10 protein-coding genes and 1 pseudogene are annotated in these 16,193 nt (G+C 38.7%); 4 read left to right on the top strand and 7 right to left on the bottom strand.

Annotated features, from left to right (window positions below):
- Positions 1 to 39: 39 nt before the first annotated feature.
- The 4 genes from HWQ39_RS00250 to HWQ39_RS00235 form a co-directional block, all read right to left on the bottom strand.
- The gene (locus HWQ39_RS00250; protein ID WP_292839917.1) at positions 40 to 831 is read right to left on the bottom strand and encodes a hypothetical protein; all 792 of its coding nucleotides are present in this window, start codon (positions 829 to 831) and stop codon (positions 40 to 42) included.
- Between the two features lie 72 nt (positions 832 to 903).
- Positions 904 to 1,047, bottom strand: coding sequence for a hypothetical protein (locus tag HWQ39_RS00245; RefSeq protein ID WP_292839914.1), 144 nt, complete (start codon positions 1,045 to 1,047; stop codon positions 904 to 906).
- Between the two features lie 65 nt (positions 1,048 to 1,112).
- Positions 1,113 to 2,420, bottom strand: a complete 1,308-nt coding sequence (locus tag HWQ39_RS00240; RefSeq protein ID WP_292839911.1) for a glycosyltransferase — start codon at positions 2,418 to 2,420, stop codon at positions 1,113 to 1,115.
- A gap of 27 nt (positions 2,421 to 2,447) precedes the next feature.
- Entirely contained in the window at positions 2,448 to 2,621 is a 174-nt protein-coding gene (locus HWQ39_RS00235) for a hypothetical protein (protein ID WP_292839908.1), read from the bottom strand.
- 706 nt (positions 2,622 to 3,327) lie between these two features.
- Between HWQ39_RS00235 and HWQ39_RS00230 the strand changes: the two genes are divergently transcribed.
- The 3 genes and pseudogenes from HWQ39_RS00230 to HWQ39_RS00215 all read left to right on the top strand — a co-directional run bounded on the left by HWQ39_RS00230 (position 3,328) and on the right by HWQ39_RS00215 (position 9,286).
- Positions 3,328 to 4,188: a class I SAM-dependent methyltransferase gene (locus HWQ39_RS00230; protein WP_292839905.1), complete on the top strand. Its 861-nt coding sequence runs from the start codon at positions 3,328 to 3,330 to the stop codon at positions 4,186 to 4,188.
- An 8-nt stretch (positions 4,189 to 4,196) separates the two neighbouring features.
- Positions 4,197 to 6,800, top strand: a pseudogene (locus tag HWQ39_RS00220) (filamentous hemagglutinin N-terminal domain-containing protein).
- Positions 6,797 to 9,286, top strand: a complete 2,490-nt coding sequence (locus HWQ39_RS00215; RefSeq protein ID WP_292839896.1) for a CHAT domain-containing protein — start codon at positions 6,797 to 6,799, stop codon at positions 9,284 to 9,286. The pseudogene HWQ39_RS00220 and the gene HWQ39_RS00215 overlap by 4 nt, the downstream one beginning before the upstream one ends.
- On the opposite strand, the gene HWQ39_RS00210 is transcribed toward HWQ39_RS00215, so the two are convergent.
- The 3 genes from HWQ39_RS00210 to HWQ39_RS00200 form a co-directional block, all read right to left on the bottom strand.
- Positions 9,247 to 10,113, bottom strand: a complete 867-nt coding sequence (locus HWQ39_RS00210) for a tetratricopeptide repeat protein (RefSeq protein WP_292839893.1) — start codon at positions 10,111 to 10,113, stop codon at positions 9,247 to 9,249. The two genes, HWQ39_RS00215 and HWQ39_RS00210, sit on opposite strands and share 40 nt — an antisense overlap.
- A gap of 174 nt (positions 10,114 to 10,287) precedes the next feature.
- A complete protein-coding gene (locus tag HWQ39_RS00205; protein ID WP_366932206.1) occupies positions 10,288 to 12,213 on the bottom strand; it encodes a 4-Cys prefix domain-containing protein in 1,926 nt (641 codons plus the stop codon).
- Between the two features lie 22 nt (positions 12,214 to 12,235).
- Positions 12,236 to 13,648, bottom strand: a complete 1,413-nt coding sequence (locus HWQ39_RS00200; RefSeq protein WP_292839886.1) for an NB-ARC domain-containing protein — start codon at positions 13,646 to 13,648, stop codon at positions 12,236 to 12,238.
- Between the two features lie 1,056 nt (positions 13,649 to 14,704).
- On the opposite strand from HWQ39_RS00200, the gene HWQ39_RS00195 reads away from it, so the two are divergent.
- Positions 14,705 to 16,193, top strand: a 1,489-nt coding sequence (locus tag HWQ39_RS00195) for a DUF3854 domain-containing protein (RefSeq protein ID WP_292839883.1), incomplete at its 3' end; no start/stop codon positions are given.

Genomic DNA, 16,193 nt, shown 5'->3' with positions numbered 1-16,193 from the left:
CGGCGTAAATAAACCACCTATTCTAAATCAATGAAACTCTTACGTGAAAATTAGTTTGGAGTGAGTACTAATGTTTCCTAATTTTCTGCCATCACAAACTACAGAAGAGTCAGGGCTGGCCACTTGATGCAATTGCTGTAATCTCACACATAGCCGTTGCATAAAAAAGCAATCTTCATCAAGCAATTCCAGTGATTTCAGGTGTTCGATTTTTACAGTGTAGTCGCCGTCCCATGTCTGGAGTGTACAGCTATATTCCCCAACGTGACTTACCACGCACCAATAACCCGCTTTACCTCTCAAGTCTGGGTTATCCTTTGGCAAAAGAATGCATATTTCACCAATATGGTAAGGATTGGGTACTTTCGTGCTTTCGCGTATCCTATCCACAACGTCTTTCACTATGCGACCAGATGGAATCTTATTGCCAGCTTGCTCTACTGCCTGCTGCCATACATCCGCTTGCACAGCCGGTTCCAACTCAGCTTTTGCCAAAAACCGCAGTTGTCGTTCGTTGGTCGGCATTGGAATTTCCTGACCATTGGTCGGCAAAAACTTTTGAAGATTCTCATAAACCACAGTCGCCGAAATCTTCAAGTACGCTGCATCACGGCTGTAACCAAAGCGTTCGCGGCAGTATTCCTCAAAAGTTCGGTGCGTGGAACGGTATAGCCGTCTGTCTCTCAACTCCATCAGCGCCTGACCTGCTGACAAAAATGCCCTTTCTACCTGACGTTCCAATTGCAAGCGTAAGCTTTGTTCTTGGTCGGTCAACTCTCTTACTTCAACAGCCGTCACCGTAATAGTTGCTGAAGCTGGATTTTCGTGCAAAGAAGTATTTTCCTGAGCAGGGTCGGTTGCTAGCTTTGGTTCCTCAGATGTCGCAGGGGTAATTTTCTTGCGTTACGCACAAACACTCATTTCTTGCCCTTTAATCAGATATAGGGCTTGTATACGTTCTTTGAGCCGAGACTGTTTTTGATATCTGAGCAACTCCTCTAGTTCCTCGACACTTTCTTTAATCTCGATATGCGTTACCCCTGCCATCACATACCCTGAATGCTACTTTTATCTATATTTACCATCTGTCGCATTCTTTTTTCAAATTGGTATTACTCAATTAAACCCAAATGCCGATGGAAAACTTCAACTGCATTCACCACACCATCCTCAGCCCTTATCTTCTGCCCTAACTCTTGGGCTTTCTTCTTCATCACCTCATCGCCTAGTACAACGTCAATCGCTGCTGCTAAAGTTTTGTCTGATACCTTCTGGTACGGTATCGGTGCAGGGCTTACTCCCAGTTTATTTAGCTTTTCACCCCAAATCGGTTGATCTGCAAAAAAGGGTACGGTAACTGATGGTATCCCCGCACGTAACACCGCCGCCGTTGTACTAGCTCCTCCGTGATGTACCACTGCTGGCACTTGAGGAAATAACCAATCATGCGGAACTTCCTTGATCACAAACACTCGTAGCGAATCTTTTACATTCACTGTTCTTCCAACGTTCCCCCAACCTGACAAGATGATGCCGCCTTGATGCGTTTTTTTTAAGGCTTCCACAATATAGTGTGTGAGATATTCTGGATTGGGCATAGTCATACTGCCAAATCCAAAACACAAAGGCAATTGCTTTCGTCCAAGAAAATCCTCTAGTTCCAGGGGTGGCTCGTAGTCGGAGGCTTGATCAATAAACCAAAAACCTGTCACATACGCCCAATGCGGCCAGTCTTTTGGTTTTGGGATTATGTGTGAACTAAATCCGTACAATACAGGGATTTGTGATACATTCGCCGGAGTTTTTTGTCTAAAGCGTCTACCTAAATATGGCAAAGGCGGCAATTTCAAAGTTTCTGTTCTGAAGTGATTGAGCAGTGGACGATATCTTTGCCAGTGCAAAAACTCTACTAGCAAGTAGCTGCCATAATTTATCGCTTTCTTTAGCGGGTTTTTAGCTATTTGAGCAAATTTTAAAAACCCAAACATCCCTGTAGGAGTCAACGGCAGAACTGATGCAAAAAAGCAGGGTACGCCTAATTTCTCTGCGATGTGATATCCAAAGGTAGCTAACGGCGTGTAGATAATCACCTCACTTCCAACACACGCACTCCAAGCTGATTCCAACTGTTCAAGTAAAAGCTTATCTCTCTCTTCTAGCTTCAATTTTTCTCCCGCAATCAATCGCTGCCCTTGTTTTGATTGCAAAAACTCTTGAATATTTCCAGCTATGGGTGCAAACTCTAAATCTAACTTTCTGACAAACGACTCAAAGTTTTCATGCGCTGCTACTTTCACCTTATGCCCCGCACGTTTTAACCCAATACCCAAAGCACAGTATGGTTGCAAGTCTCCTCTTGAACCTACTGTTAAAATCGTAATCTGAAGTTTGCGGCTTGGTGCAGTCGAACTTTGGCTCAATTCCCTTCTCCACTCAAAACTCCGGCTCTACTCAAGATTGTACTGAATTACCTGTACCTGGTGGCGATGGCGCGGAGCGCCAGCCGGAAGCGATCGCACTATCAAGCGGGCGCTTGAGCCATCATAACTGGTCTTGAAAGCGATCGCTCTGCTCCTCCTGTCCAAATCTTCTGCTACTTCGACAGCCATCACTTCAACCATTGCTGAAGCTGAACGTCATCCTGCTTAAGGCATAAGTCTCACAGCAGATATGCCTTTTTGGGGTACTGCTGAGAGTTAATCGGGTTTTCTCAAGACTTTAAAGCTTAAGTTCAATACTATAACCTCGATCTTCACTGGCTAAGATTTTCCTCTTGTGAGAGTTTTATCTTGTAAAAAGAATTAATTTTCAGTCCGTTAATAAACAATGAATACATTAGCAACGCAAATATTCCTCCCTAGCTTGGTATGAAAATCATTTTTCAGTGGTGTTCAACGAGCGCCTGGAAGTACTGCACAAAAATAATTTATTCATATTGAATTCTGGCGACTGATAAGTGCATGATACTTTAATAAGTTCACGATTGGTGACTACTAATTTGGTTAAAGAGATTCTGCCTAAAGACATAGTTTTAAAGAAACTCTCCGATTTATCAAAAATTTTTTATTTACCAGAAGCAAATATTATGTTAATAATAATTAAACAGCGTTATATCAGCACATTAGTTAAAATATCCTTTAAATCAAGCATTGCTGATTAAATCTGTTTTTACTTTGAATTCCTGTTTTTATAAGAATAGATCATTTTCTTATAATTGAGGCTAACACTGTTAGTTTAACAACTCCTATTGGGTTGGGACTATGGGTGTGAAAGATATTCTTATTTTTGATCAAACTCGCTTACTTATTTACAGAAAAGGACAAAGTTTTGAGAAGTAGCAATGATAATGCTTCAACTAGTACCCCTTATTTTGATAGTTTGCCAGAAAAATTTGCTCAAGGGGATGCTGATGCGCTTTTAGCTTTTGGTCGACATTTGCATTGGGGTTATTGGTCTAACCCAGCTAAAGCTGATGCTTCTCTTGCTGATTTTGCTGTAGCAGCAGAGAATTTATCCCGTCGGATTGCTGAAGTTGCAGAAGTAAATAATGGTTTAAACATTCTTGATGCTGGCTGTGGATTTGGAGGAACCATTGCTAGTCTTAATGAACGTTTTTCTAATATGCATTTAACAGGAATAAATATTAATGAGCAACAGCTATATATAGCTAAAAAACTAACAGCACTACCAACAAACCGTATAGAATTTCTTTATGGTGATGCTTGTAAATTGCCGTTTACTAACGATGATTGTTTTGATTTAGTTTTAGCAATCGAGTCTATTTTTGCTTTCTCTAGCCGCGAACAATTTTTTAAAGAAGCAAGACGAGTTTTAGGGACAAAAGGAAAATTGACTATTTGTGATTTTATTCCGCTCCAGGCTTTTTACCAAACTTGGAAATTAATAGAAAAAGCCACTAAAACTCTTGTTATTCAGACTTATGGCTCTCGGCCTATTAATTTTTGCCCTTTGTCTGAATACCAAAGATTAGCTGAAGCTACAGGTTTTGAGCTAGTTAAAGTAGAAAATATCACTCATAATACTTTACCAACTTACCCAATTGTTAACTCACTAATGCGGCGAGAGGGAGATGAAGAAACTTATCGAGCAACTAGAGGCTTGGAAAGGCTTAGTCGCAGGGGATTACTGCAATACATGATCTTATCTTTCCAAGTATCTTCTCTTTAGTTAATAAAATGCAACTTAAGAACAAGACAAAATTTAGAATAGAACGGTATATGAGTAGCTCTTTTATTTTCAAACTTATTACTCTGTATTGTTTATCATTTTCAATTCCAGTTGCTGCACAAATTATTCCTGATAACACCCTCCCTAACGATTCTCGCGTCACAACTCAAGGCAATACTAATATTATCAATGGGGGAACCAAAGCTGGTAATAATCTGTTCCACAGCTTTGAACAGTTTTCTTTATCTACAGGTCGTACTGGCTATTTTGATAATACTTCGGATATCCAAAACATTATTACCCGAGTTACAGGCAAGTCTATCTCTAATATCGACGGATTGCTTAAAGCTAACGGTACAGCCAACCTATTTCTGCTTAATCCCAACGGCATTGTTTTCGGTTCTAATGCCCGATTAGACATTGGCGGTTCTTTCTTGGGTAGCACGGCGAGTAGCTTAAAGTTTGCAAATGGAAAAGAGTTTAATACAACTGCGCCTCAGACTACTTCTCTTTTAACAGTGAATGTGCCTATAGGATTGGGGTTAGACAACAATCCTGGTGAGATACGTGTGCAAGGTTCAGCAAATAATTTAGCTATTCCTTGATTGTTTACGCCCGTTTCGGGAGCAGGTGCTAGCTCCAGAGGTTTGCGGGTTTTGCCAGGGAAAACCTTAGCCTTAATAGGGGGTAACATTGCTTTAGAAGGAGGTAATCTGACAGCACCAGGAGGACGGGTAGAACTGGGTAGCGTTAGTGATGGAACTGTTAGCATCAAACCGACAACTTCTGGCTGGGTGTTCGGATATCAAGATTTACAAAGCTTTCAAAATATTACTATGTCCAAACAAGCACTAGTAGATACTAGCGGTTTTGGAAATAGTGCTATTCAACTAGTAGGAAAACAAATTTCTTTTACTGAAGGATCGGTTGCGTTAATTCAAAATCAAGGCGCTCAAGCTGGAAGCGGCATAAATATACAGGCTTCAAATTTACTTCAATTAAATGGAACCTCCCCAGATGGAACAATCCCTAGTGGAGTTGAAGTAGAAACTTTAGGAGGAAACGCAGGCGATGTTGTAGTTTCAACTAAATATTTAAGCTTTGAAAATGGAGGAGCCATAAATAGCAAGACATTTACAGAAGCAAATGCTAGCAATATACTTTTGAATGCTTCTGAATCTATAGAGGTCAAAGGTTTTTCCTTTATTAACCCTACTACTGCTAGCATTGCTAGTGGAGTTGGTTCATATACTTTTAGCACTGGTACAAGTGGGAAGATCGTAATTAATACAAGTCAATTCACTGCTTTAGATGGAGGAATTATAACATCTGGAACTTTTAGCGCTGGCACGGGGGGGGATTTAATCATTAGCGCCGATCGTAGTGTTGAATTAAGTGGGTTTAATCCCATTCTTTCTTCACCAACCCAAGCATCTGTAGTAGCTTATGGATCTGGAAATTCCGGTGATCTGAAAATTACCTCGCCTCAAGTTAGATTATACAACAGAGGCATTATTGCTTCTTACACTTTTTCCAGCGGTAATTCTGGAAAGGTTACAATTGAAGCCTCTAATTTTGTAGACATTACAACACCTACAAACATAGAAGCTTTATCTTATAATTTTATGTCTGGAATAGGATCTTATGCGGTATCACCTCCTCCATCAATACAACAAGTATTAGGACTATCTTCAGAGATCAGTGGAGCATCGGGGAGTATAAAAATAAAAACCGGGCAATTCTCTTTATCTAAAGGTTCAATTACTGTAAGTAATTTAGGTACTGGTTCGGCAGGCAATATAGATATTGATGCAAATATAGTTTCTCTGAAAAATAATTCTTCTATTAGTGCTGCAACCGCATTAGCAGACGGAGGAAATATTTTCATAAGTGCAAACTATGTGCAATTGCTTGATAGCATTATCAGTGCTAGTGCCAGTAATCCGCAGGCGGCTTATCATCTTTTAGGTATTGAATTTCCCTACAGCCTTGCCCCAACTGGTACTGGCAAAGGTGGCAATATCAACATCAATACAACACTCTTAACTGGCTTAAGAAATAGCAGCATAAAAGCTAATGCATTTGAGGGACGTGGCGGTAATATTCGGATAAATGCTCGTGGGTTATTTTTCTCTCCCGATAGCTTCATTACCGCCACGTCCCAGTTAGGAGTTGATGGCACAGTTGAGAACAACAGTTTTTACTATTATCCTATTGATCTTGAACCTGTGCCAGTAATAGTTACAGAAACTCCTAAGATAGTATCGGGTTGTGCTGCACAATCAGGCACAGAAAGTAATATATTAATTGTGGCTAGCAACAGTCCACCACCTAAATTTGACGAACATCTAGATAGTCAACCTATCTGGCAGAGAAATTCTATTTCATCTAAGCCTGATGAACTTTCATCTAAGTTACAGCTAGCAACAATTAAAGAAACTACGGAAATTGTTGAAGCTCAGAGTTGGGTAATAGATTCCAGAGGAAACGTCGAATTAGTTGCGATAGCGCCTAATCAAGCCACACCTGATAGCTTTTTTTCTACCATTCCGTGTACATCGGTCGATTCTATAGCAGAATTTTCCCATCCTAGCAACATAGTAAAGCGATGATTAAATGGAAATATTGCCTAAAATATGCTCTTTTAGGCATTCTAGCTTTATCAATAGTTTTAACTCAATCGTCTCTATTGCTGGCTCAGTCAACGGAAAAAGAAACACAGATACAACAGGCTGAATTTTTAACCCAAGTGGGTAAAAAACAATTAAATCAAGGTCAAGCAGCAGAGGCTCTTGACACTTGGCAACAAGCCACGAAAATTTATCATCAGATCAAAGATGCCGAAGGTGTTAGTGGGAGCCTGATTAATCAAAATTTTGCCTTGCAAAAATTAGGTTTACACTCTCAGGCTTGTGAGAAACTTGTGGAAGCTCTAGAATTAAATAATTGGAATTGTAACCCAACAATATTAGAATTTACCCAATACGAGAAGTCACAACTGATAGCAGCAATACATCAGTTAAAATTAACACCAATAAGCTTGTTGGGGTTACAAAGCATGGGGCAAGTTCTACGCTTAGTTGGCAAGTTAAATGAATCTGAGCTAATTCTGGAAAAAACATTATTATTCGCTAAACAAACATCTTCAAAAGAAATTAGCGATATTTTGCTGTCATTGGGTAATACCAAACAGTCCATCTATCAACGAGCGCGAGATGAGTACAAATGGGTAGAGGAACCCATATTTAGAGAGACGATCATAGATTCTATTCCACAGAAGGCAGAGGAGTCACTTAAGACATATCAACTTTTAGTAGATCGGACAAGTTTTTCACAAGGAATAAAACTACAAGCGCAACTGAACCGTTTAAACTTATTGCTAGACTTTGATGAATGGCTAACAGATAAACCTAAGCTAAAAGATACTCATACAAAAGTTAGTCAGGAGATTCAACCATTAGCAAATCTTATATTGCAAAACCCTTCAGCATTTTCTCAATTGTCACCAGAACAATCTATTCAAGCTCAATTAAAATTTGCTAATATTCTAAGTAAAATTCAAAATAAATCGTTGCAATCAGCAGCTATTCAGTATGCTACATCTGCCTTAAAAACCGCTAAATATATTAATAACAAACTCTTAGAATCTAAAAGCTTAGGCGCTTTAGGTAAGCTAAACATAGAGGAATCACAAATATATTTTAAAAAAGCTTTGAGTTTAGCTCAGTCAATTAATGATGTGGATCTTCTCTATGAATGGCAACAGCAATTAGGGAATTTATATCAGAAACAAGGTAAAACTGAAGCAGCGATTCAAGCTTATGGCGCGACTATTGACAGCATTACACAAATTCGCGGCAATCTCTTGTCTAGCAATTTAGATGCACAGTTTTTCTTTTACGAAAAAGTAGAGCCTGTATATCGCAATTATATGCGACTGCTAGCAGAAAGTCCTTCTCCTAATTTAGAGTTAATACGCCAAACTTATGAACAACTTCAAGTAGCGGAGTTAGAGGATTATCTCAAATGCGGCAAACTCGACCTTGTTGCTTTAAATAAGCTTCAAAAATTGGATGACACCCCAGCAATAATTCACATTATTGATTTGAACAATAGGATAGAAGTAATTGTTCAATCTCCAGGCGACTCCCCTCATCACCACTCCGTTGATTCAAAATTAGTTAGAACTCATGTCAACACCTTGTTAGAAATTCTACAAGATGAAAAACTCGTTTATACTAAGCAACATATAATTACTTCACATTATCAAGTGCTATATAAAGAGTTAATTGCACCTTTAAAAAAATATTTGCCTGACTCTGGTACATTAATATTTATTTTAGATAAAACTTTCCAAAGTCTGCCAATGAACTTGCTACATGACGGGAAAGATTATTTGGTGAAGCGTTATAGCTTTTCAGAAACTTTGGGTTCTAGAGTCCGAATCCCTAAGCCTTTACGACAAGATCAGATGAAAGCTTTCATCGCTGCTCTGTCTATACCCAGTCCCAGCTTGACAGATTCAAATGCTCCTCCAGGAGCAGAAGCTTTACCCCAAGCAAAACAAGAAGCAGAAGATGTCAGAAAACTAACCAATTCTTCACTTGTTTTATTAGATAAAGAATTTACTAGTTCTCACTTTAAGCAGAAAATAAGTGAAGAAAATTTTCCTATTGTTCACATTAGTACTCATGGACAATTTAGCTCTAAACTTATACGTACAGGATTTTTAGCTTATGATCGACAAATTAATATTAGAGAGTTTGACAGCTTACTAAGAAATAAAACTCAAGCTAGTTCCGATATAATTGAGTTATTAGTTTTAAGCGCCTGTCAAACCGCTAAGGGTAATAAAAGATCAGCTTTAGGAATTGCTGGAGTTGCAGTACAAGCAGGAGCGAGAAGTACAGTAGCAACCTTATGGTTAGTAGAAGCAAACTCCACTGTTGAACTGATGGAAGAATTTTACAAAGGATTAAGAAAGAGTTTAACTAAAGCAGAGGCGTTAAGGCAGGCGCAATTAGCATTAATGAAAAATCCTAAATATGCTCATCCTTACTACTGGGCACCCTTTTTAATCGTTGGTAGTTGGTTATAAAAATCTATTATTTTTAACCCCTCTTCCACTTTTTTAAACTCAGATGAATTGTTACTTTTTTTCGCTAATTTAGATGCTGTCAAATATTGGCGTTTAGCTTTGTCTGGTAAACCTGCTTCAAAATAGCGCTCACCTAATACTCTATAAATGGTCGGATTTTTACTACCTGCCGTGACTGCCTTATTTAATATTTCAAGGCTTTCATCCAAGAAACCTCTAAATGCATATACAGCATCTATGTCAAGAACAGCTTCATCTTGAGGTAAGCCTAGAGAATTGATTTGCTTTACTATATCTAAAACCAGTTTAATTTCCTCTTCAGAAAACAAGTTCACTACAAACGAATCCGCAGTGGGAGGAGAATCTTTTCTATAAGCGATAATAGAGATATTGAATGCTTGATCAAAGGCTAATTCTTTTTCTTCTGGAGGGTAATTAATTCTATTTTCATCTACAGTTTTTTCCCATTCAAACTCGTACCCTTTTACTCTCACTTTATAAGAAGTTGCACCTGGAACAGAACGCCAAGCTATGTCGGGTCGGGTTTTCATTAATGAACTAGTGTAAGGGTAAATAATTGTAGGCTTATCCTCTTCTCCTGCTCCACCTTTTCGGATTAAGCACACATCTATATTACTTGGATTGCAACTAGAGCTAAATGTATCAGTTGTTGTACATTTATCAGAAGGAATAGCTCCACTTGATAAATCTAAAATATTTCCTGAACTCAGGCATAAGAATTTTACATAACCACCATTCAAAACTTCTAATCGCTCTCCCTGACAAACCAAACTTCCTGGCTCAAAACGTTTGTCTCCTTTATTCATTACTCTTCCAAGCGCCGGGTTACAGCGAACCTGATTTCTTCTTACTCTTATAAGAGGTACGCTGGACAAGAGTGGCGCATCTTTAATCAGAAGGATACTCAAGCAGGATAATACAATAATTTTTGTACTAGTTCTCACTTTCTCTTGCTATTTATATGACTTATTAGCAGATTATCACTTTTTGAGAATACGATCTAGTAAATCTTCTCTCCACATAATAACTTCCGGCAGACCCGATTTGCCTAAAATGCACGCTGCTATAGAAATTCTAGCATCATCATTTTTATCTAAAGCTTCTTGGATTTGAGATAATAGGCAGTAAGCATCTATTCTCTGACCATCTAAATCAATCGCTTTTTCCAAATATTTTTTGGACTCACTCAATCTATTTTGCATGAATCTTGCCCAGCCCAAATCTTTGTAGAACGAAGCTTGTAACTCCCTATTTTCAGTTTTACTTAAACCTTGTAAAGCTAAAGTAACAGCGGTATTATAATCACCACTTTTATTCTTCAATCTTGATAAAGCTGCAATAGCAAATATAGCTTCGCTACTACTTTTAATAGCTAATTTATATTGCTTCTCAGCTAAATAATATTTACCTTGCCCATCATAAAAAAATCCTAATCCGTAGTGTGATTCCCATTTATTAGGCTTTAACCTAAAAATTTTTTCATAAGTATTACTTACGCAAGTATAATCTTGTAATTGCTGGCATACTACTGCTAAATTGCTATAGGCAACATCATCTTTAGGATTATATTTGATGGCTAGTTCATAGCTATTCCTAGCAAGCTGAGGATTGTCCTTGTTGCGAAATCCCAGATCAGTATAGAAACTTGAGATTGAATAAGTCAAATTAGCTTGGTATTTAATTGCTATCTTAAAATTATTTTCAGCATCAAGCAATTTGTTTTCTTTGTGAGCTTTCTTACCTTGTTCTAAAAAATAATCTGCTACTATAGCGGATAGTTGATAATTTAAGTTAATCGCTGTTTGAAAATTTTCTTGAGCATCTATAAAACGATTTTCTTGTTGAGCTTTTTTAGCTTGATTTAGATAAATATTAGCTATAAAAGGGAGTGATACATAGAACAAACCAGTAAAAGTTAAAGCCGCTAAAACAAACGCACCCAACTGAAATGACCTCGATGTGATTACACGATGAAGTTTTGATTTAAATGGTAATTGCCCCAAACGCTGCAAAAGAGCTTGTGTAGATAGTGGACGCTTCGCTGGTGCCGGAGCCATCAAATCATCTAGCAAATCTGCAAAGGGTTTTTCAATGTGTCGTGCTTTATTTCTCCAGATAAGTCTTGTTGTGTTTGGGTCTGTTGGCAGGTCGAGTACACGAATTCCAGTTACTAAATATGCTAGCGTTCGCCCTAAGGCATAGAAATCTGATTGCGGTACTGCTTGCCCGTTAATTTGTTCTAGGGGAGTAAAGCCAGCCGTTACAAGTACTGTAACTTCATGCTGACCAAGCCCCATATCATTTCCCCCACTCCCACTAACTTTCGCTAGATATGTACGAGTTACTTCTCGAACTGCACCAAAATCAATTAAACCTAACTGTCCATCAGGTTGAATAATTATATTAGAAGGTTTAATGTCTCTATGAAAAAAACCACTCCGGTGTACTTCATCGAGAATTTTTACTATTTGTGTAAGCCAATCTACAGCTAAAGTTTGAGATATTATTCCGTTAGCTTCCACCCATTGTTCTAAATTCAGTCCCTCAAATTTCTGCATCACCAAGCAATGCAAATCTATATAACTATTGTTTGGTATAACAGTGAATAAATCGTCTATAACTCTAGGAATACCAGGATGATCAAATAACTGCAATGTCAGTGTTTCTCGCTCCAGCAAGCTGATTTCCTTAGGTCTTTGCGATCGTAACACCTTCATAACTTTACGAGTGCCTTTATCATCCACTACTTCAAAAATTTCTGTCCTGTAACGGAAGTCTAAAGGGCGTAATGGCTTAATTAACCGAAACCTCTGGTCAATTAGCAGTTCGGTTCCGCAATTAAGGCATCTTTCACTATCGTCAGGATTCTGCCGCTGTTTACACTTAGGATTGATACAATAACCCACACGTTTAAGTTATTATAAATAATTAAGCTGATTTAAAATCATAGACTACATTTTGAACTAATTTTAAAGCATAGGTGCAAACATACTTTACAACTTGAGGCTCTAAGCTCAATAGTACTTCTTTACTATCATTTCTCTCTTGCTCAATTAAAGAACGTTCATATAAAGCCTCTATAGCTTCAAGTACTTCTGAGGTCGTTACCTCACATTTTTGTCTATTTTTAAAATTTTTAAGCAATTCGCTTAATGTAATTGAATTTACAGACTCTTGAGCTAGTTCTTCTGTTAAATAGAACATGATTTGTTTCTCTAAAATAGTTAAACGACCTTTCTCTTCAAATAATTCATCTAAGCTCTCTTGGAGTATATCTGTCATCAATACAGTTTGAAAATCTAAAAAATCCTTTACACTTCCACAAAAAAATCTTTTAATCTTTTCAGCTAGCATTTTTAAAGATAAAGGATTTCCACGATAGGTTTGAATTAAATCTCCCCATTTATCCTCATTAGTCAACCCGTACAAACGAAAAATCTCTAAAGCTTCCTTACCCAACCCTTCAAGCTTTACCGTCCTAACTGGTTGTCCTTTTTTTTGTAGACGATTAAAATCAATAAATGGTTCACGACTGGTTAGCAGTAAACAACTTTGATGCTGTTCCTCTATGATTCTATTAAAGAACGTCCCATACTCTGCATACTGCCTACCGTAGGCATTGGAATCGGTATTTCTGTCTCCCTGTAATAACGACTCTGCTGAGTCGAGAATCACTAAACAACGATGTGAACGAAGGTAGTCAAACAATTTAGATGTCCTAGCTTGAATGGATTCTGGTAAATCTAGCTCCTGATTTTCTGAATAAGCCAAAATTCTAAGCAGGTCAGCAACTAAATCTGTAAGTAACGGACTATATGAAATTGACTTCCAAATAAAATTATTAAATTCATACGACCCCATACGCAAAGTTTGAACTAATTTAGCAACCAAAGCACTTTTACCGACTCCTGCCGTCCCTACAATTGCTACACAACGTTCTTGAGCTATCAATTCTTTTAACATCGCTAGTTCAGGAGTTCGTCCGTAAAAATTAGATGTGTCAGGCAAATTTCCTGAAAGTATAGGTACACCAGCAGCAGCTTCATTCCATTTTGCTGGTTCCTTGTCAGCTAGTAATATTTGTTTTTCTACAATGCCCCGCAGTCGTTTCTTGGTGACTTTTTCTCCACTCCCTAATATCCCTGTTAATAGTACCCACAATTTAGGTGCTACACGCCTCTGCAAAAGATTAATATCATAGAGACTGTTCTCTGCTATGTCCTTATAATCTAGATCAAGCCAAGCTGATCTAAGCACAATTTTTTCTGGCTCCTCTAGCCACCTCCCTTGTTTCGCAAACACTAAGTCATCTATGGCTTGGATAGCTTCTTTAGCATTCACCTTTTATTAAGCTCCTTTGAGTCCTGTTTTATCTTAATTTCACCAAAAAAAGTACATACTTTTTAGCAGACGCTCCTCTAAAAAGCTTACATAATCTACTATCTCCTACTTACATATTTTAGTCTTAACAAATCTTAACAATTGGAGTTGTTATTGTATCGTGATACTGCTATTCTAATTCAAGTACGTACTCAATTAAAAAAAGTTCTAGGAGATTACTAAAGCTAATATAATTAGCGGAAGATTAAAAACCACACTTAAAGCCAAAAACAACTCTAAGTAGTATAAGTAAACGATGTTTAAGATATCAGATCACTTTTCAGTTTTTGAATTTGGCTGTAACAGATGCGTCGTTCAATTTATATCAAACTTAAAGTGTAAAAGCTTTGAGAGCTAGCGTAAACAAGCTAATGAAATGAAGGTAAATATGAAAGTGAAAGCGTCAAAAAATCTAAACGACAAAGCGCCACTAAGGAGTAGGCGCTTTGTCTGTTCGTAAAATCCATCGTTTTTCTTAGAGCGGGGTTGATCTCGAAGGAACAAAAAAAGTTGTCGTTGAAGTTTGCCGACCAAGACGACTACTAAATTTGTCCGAGAGTATAATCCGCGCTGCCAGATCCATTATAGGATCTGCCGCTTGGAAAGTCCATTCCTTGCGGTATGTTTTAGCTGTCGAAATTCATGATTTTTGTATAAAGTTAAGTTTTGTTAAGAAAATGTCCCGAATTTTGTAGTCCAAAGCAGTAGCGGCGCGAATAACAGTTATCAGTTATCAGCTATCAGTTAGGAGTAGAGTCCAAGAATGATAACTGTTAACTGTTAACTGTTAACTGATAACTGATGCAACCCCCTCTGAACTTGTAAACCGAGTTATCAGGGGAAAATCATGACAAACAGAAAACGCCCTAAGAACGCTCTAGAAGAGCGTATGGGGTCGAGTGCAACTTTCGCACGGCAATTTTGTGCTGTGACGAAGGGGAATTTTCGGAATATCCTGCCTACGAGAGTTTCACAGATAGACACATCTCTGTCTAAGGAATTCCAAGGGGAGAATCGATGAACGCAGCTACAATTGAATATCCAAACAATCTCACGGCTGCGGAATATCATGAGTTGTTAGCTGGTAGCGCCATTCATCCGGCGTTGATTAAGCGCAACTTCTTCCACATTGAGGGAGAATCAGTTTACGATTACCTGTTCATCTCTGATAAAATCCCACGCAAGAATGCGGGTCGAGTCACGGATGGATACATCAAAATGTATCAGCATCTATTACTGGGAGGGACGTGGATTCAGTCACTTGACCCATTCAAGAACTGGCAACCGATGGAGTGGGGGCGACTTAAGCCCAACTTTCCACGCTTTGATTGGGAAAAAGGTAAACCAGTTAAATACGAGTCGCCACCCAAAACCGCCAACCGCGTTACCTATTTCGATGTTCCCAACTATATTTTAAATCTTGTTGCACGGCGCTATAACGTTTCCGATATTGCACAAGTGCTTTTTGCAAAACGTGGGAAAAAGCTTTGTGTTAAAAGTCGAAAGAAGGGAATTCGCAATGGGACTCTGTTGCCTTGGCTCTTGCAAGTAGGACAAACTACGGCAATCCTAACGCAAATCGCCCAGTTAAGTTACCTTTTAGCACTGTGCATAAAAGGCATACTCAATCCCCTAATATTCTGGTCAGGGGTAAAGCAGCAGAAACAGAACAACATCGACTTTCAGCAGAAAGATTTACAAATCACCTTCTGGGAGTGGGTAAAGCAGCATCCAGAGATTCCGATTATCTTATGCGAGGGCGAAAAAAAAGCCGCTTGCTTGCTTTCATTGGGGTTTGTAGCGATCGCACTTCCGGGAATTTGGAATGGGCGCGTGGGCAAACAAGATTTTGATGAACGGTTGCACCCGGACTTAGTACCAATGGCTCAGGCGGGGCGCAAGTTCATAATTCTTTTTGACTATGAAACAAAAGCTAAAACCAGGTGGTCGGTTTTTCAAGCTACTGTTCGTACAGCAAAAACAATTGAGGCAGTAGGTTGTGAATGCGAAGTTGCATTGTTGCCAGGCCCAGAGAAAGGTGTTGATGATTTTGTAGTTGGTCGCGGTGTTGATGCCAATACCCTGTTGACTGCAATTATAGATGATGCCAAATCACTTGCCGATTACCAGCGCTCGTATCGGGCTAAGAAATGGGGACTCTCGAAGTACAAACCAGATGTCACAGTCAATATTAAATATTTGACCCAAGCACTGTGCATTCCTGATCTGGAGGAAAAATGTTCATCTCCCCCGGCTCTTTACGATCTTGGACTTGAAAAATTATTCAGTCCAAATCTGATAGCTACGGGCTGCGATTTGGATACTGGGTTTAGGGAAAATGTTGAGTTGAAAGATTCTAGCTCCTTTAACGCCAAACCAAGTACCCAAAATCCCAAAAAATCTTTCCGTTTTCCAGAAAAAGGATTGGTTGTCTTGTGGAGCGATATGGGCACGGGGAAAACCGAGTTAATGCGCTGGTGGCGTGACCAAAACCCCGACGCTCGGT

This window comes from Nostoc sp. NMS8 (assembly GCF_017115045.1).
GTDB lineage: Bacteria > Cyanobacteriota > Cyanobacteriia > Cyanobacteriales > Nostocaceae > Nostoc.
This window is presented reverse-complemented; position numbering and strand designations above follow the sequence as displayed.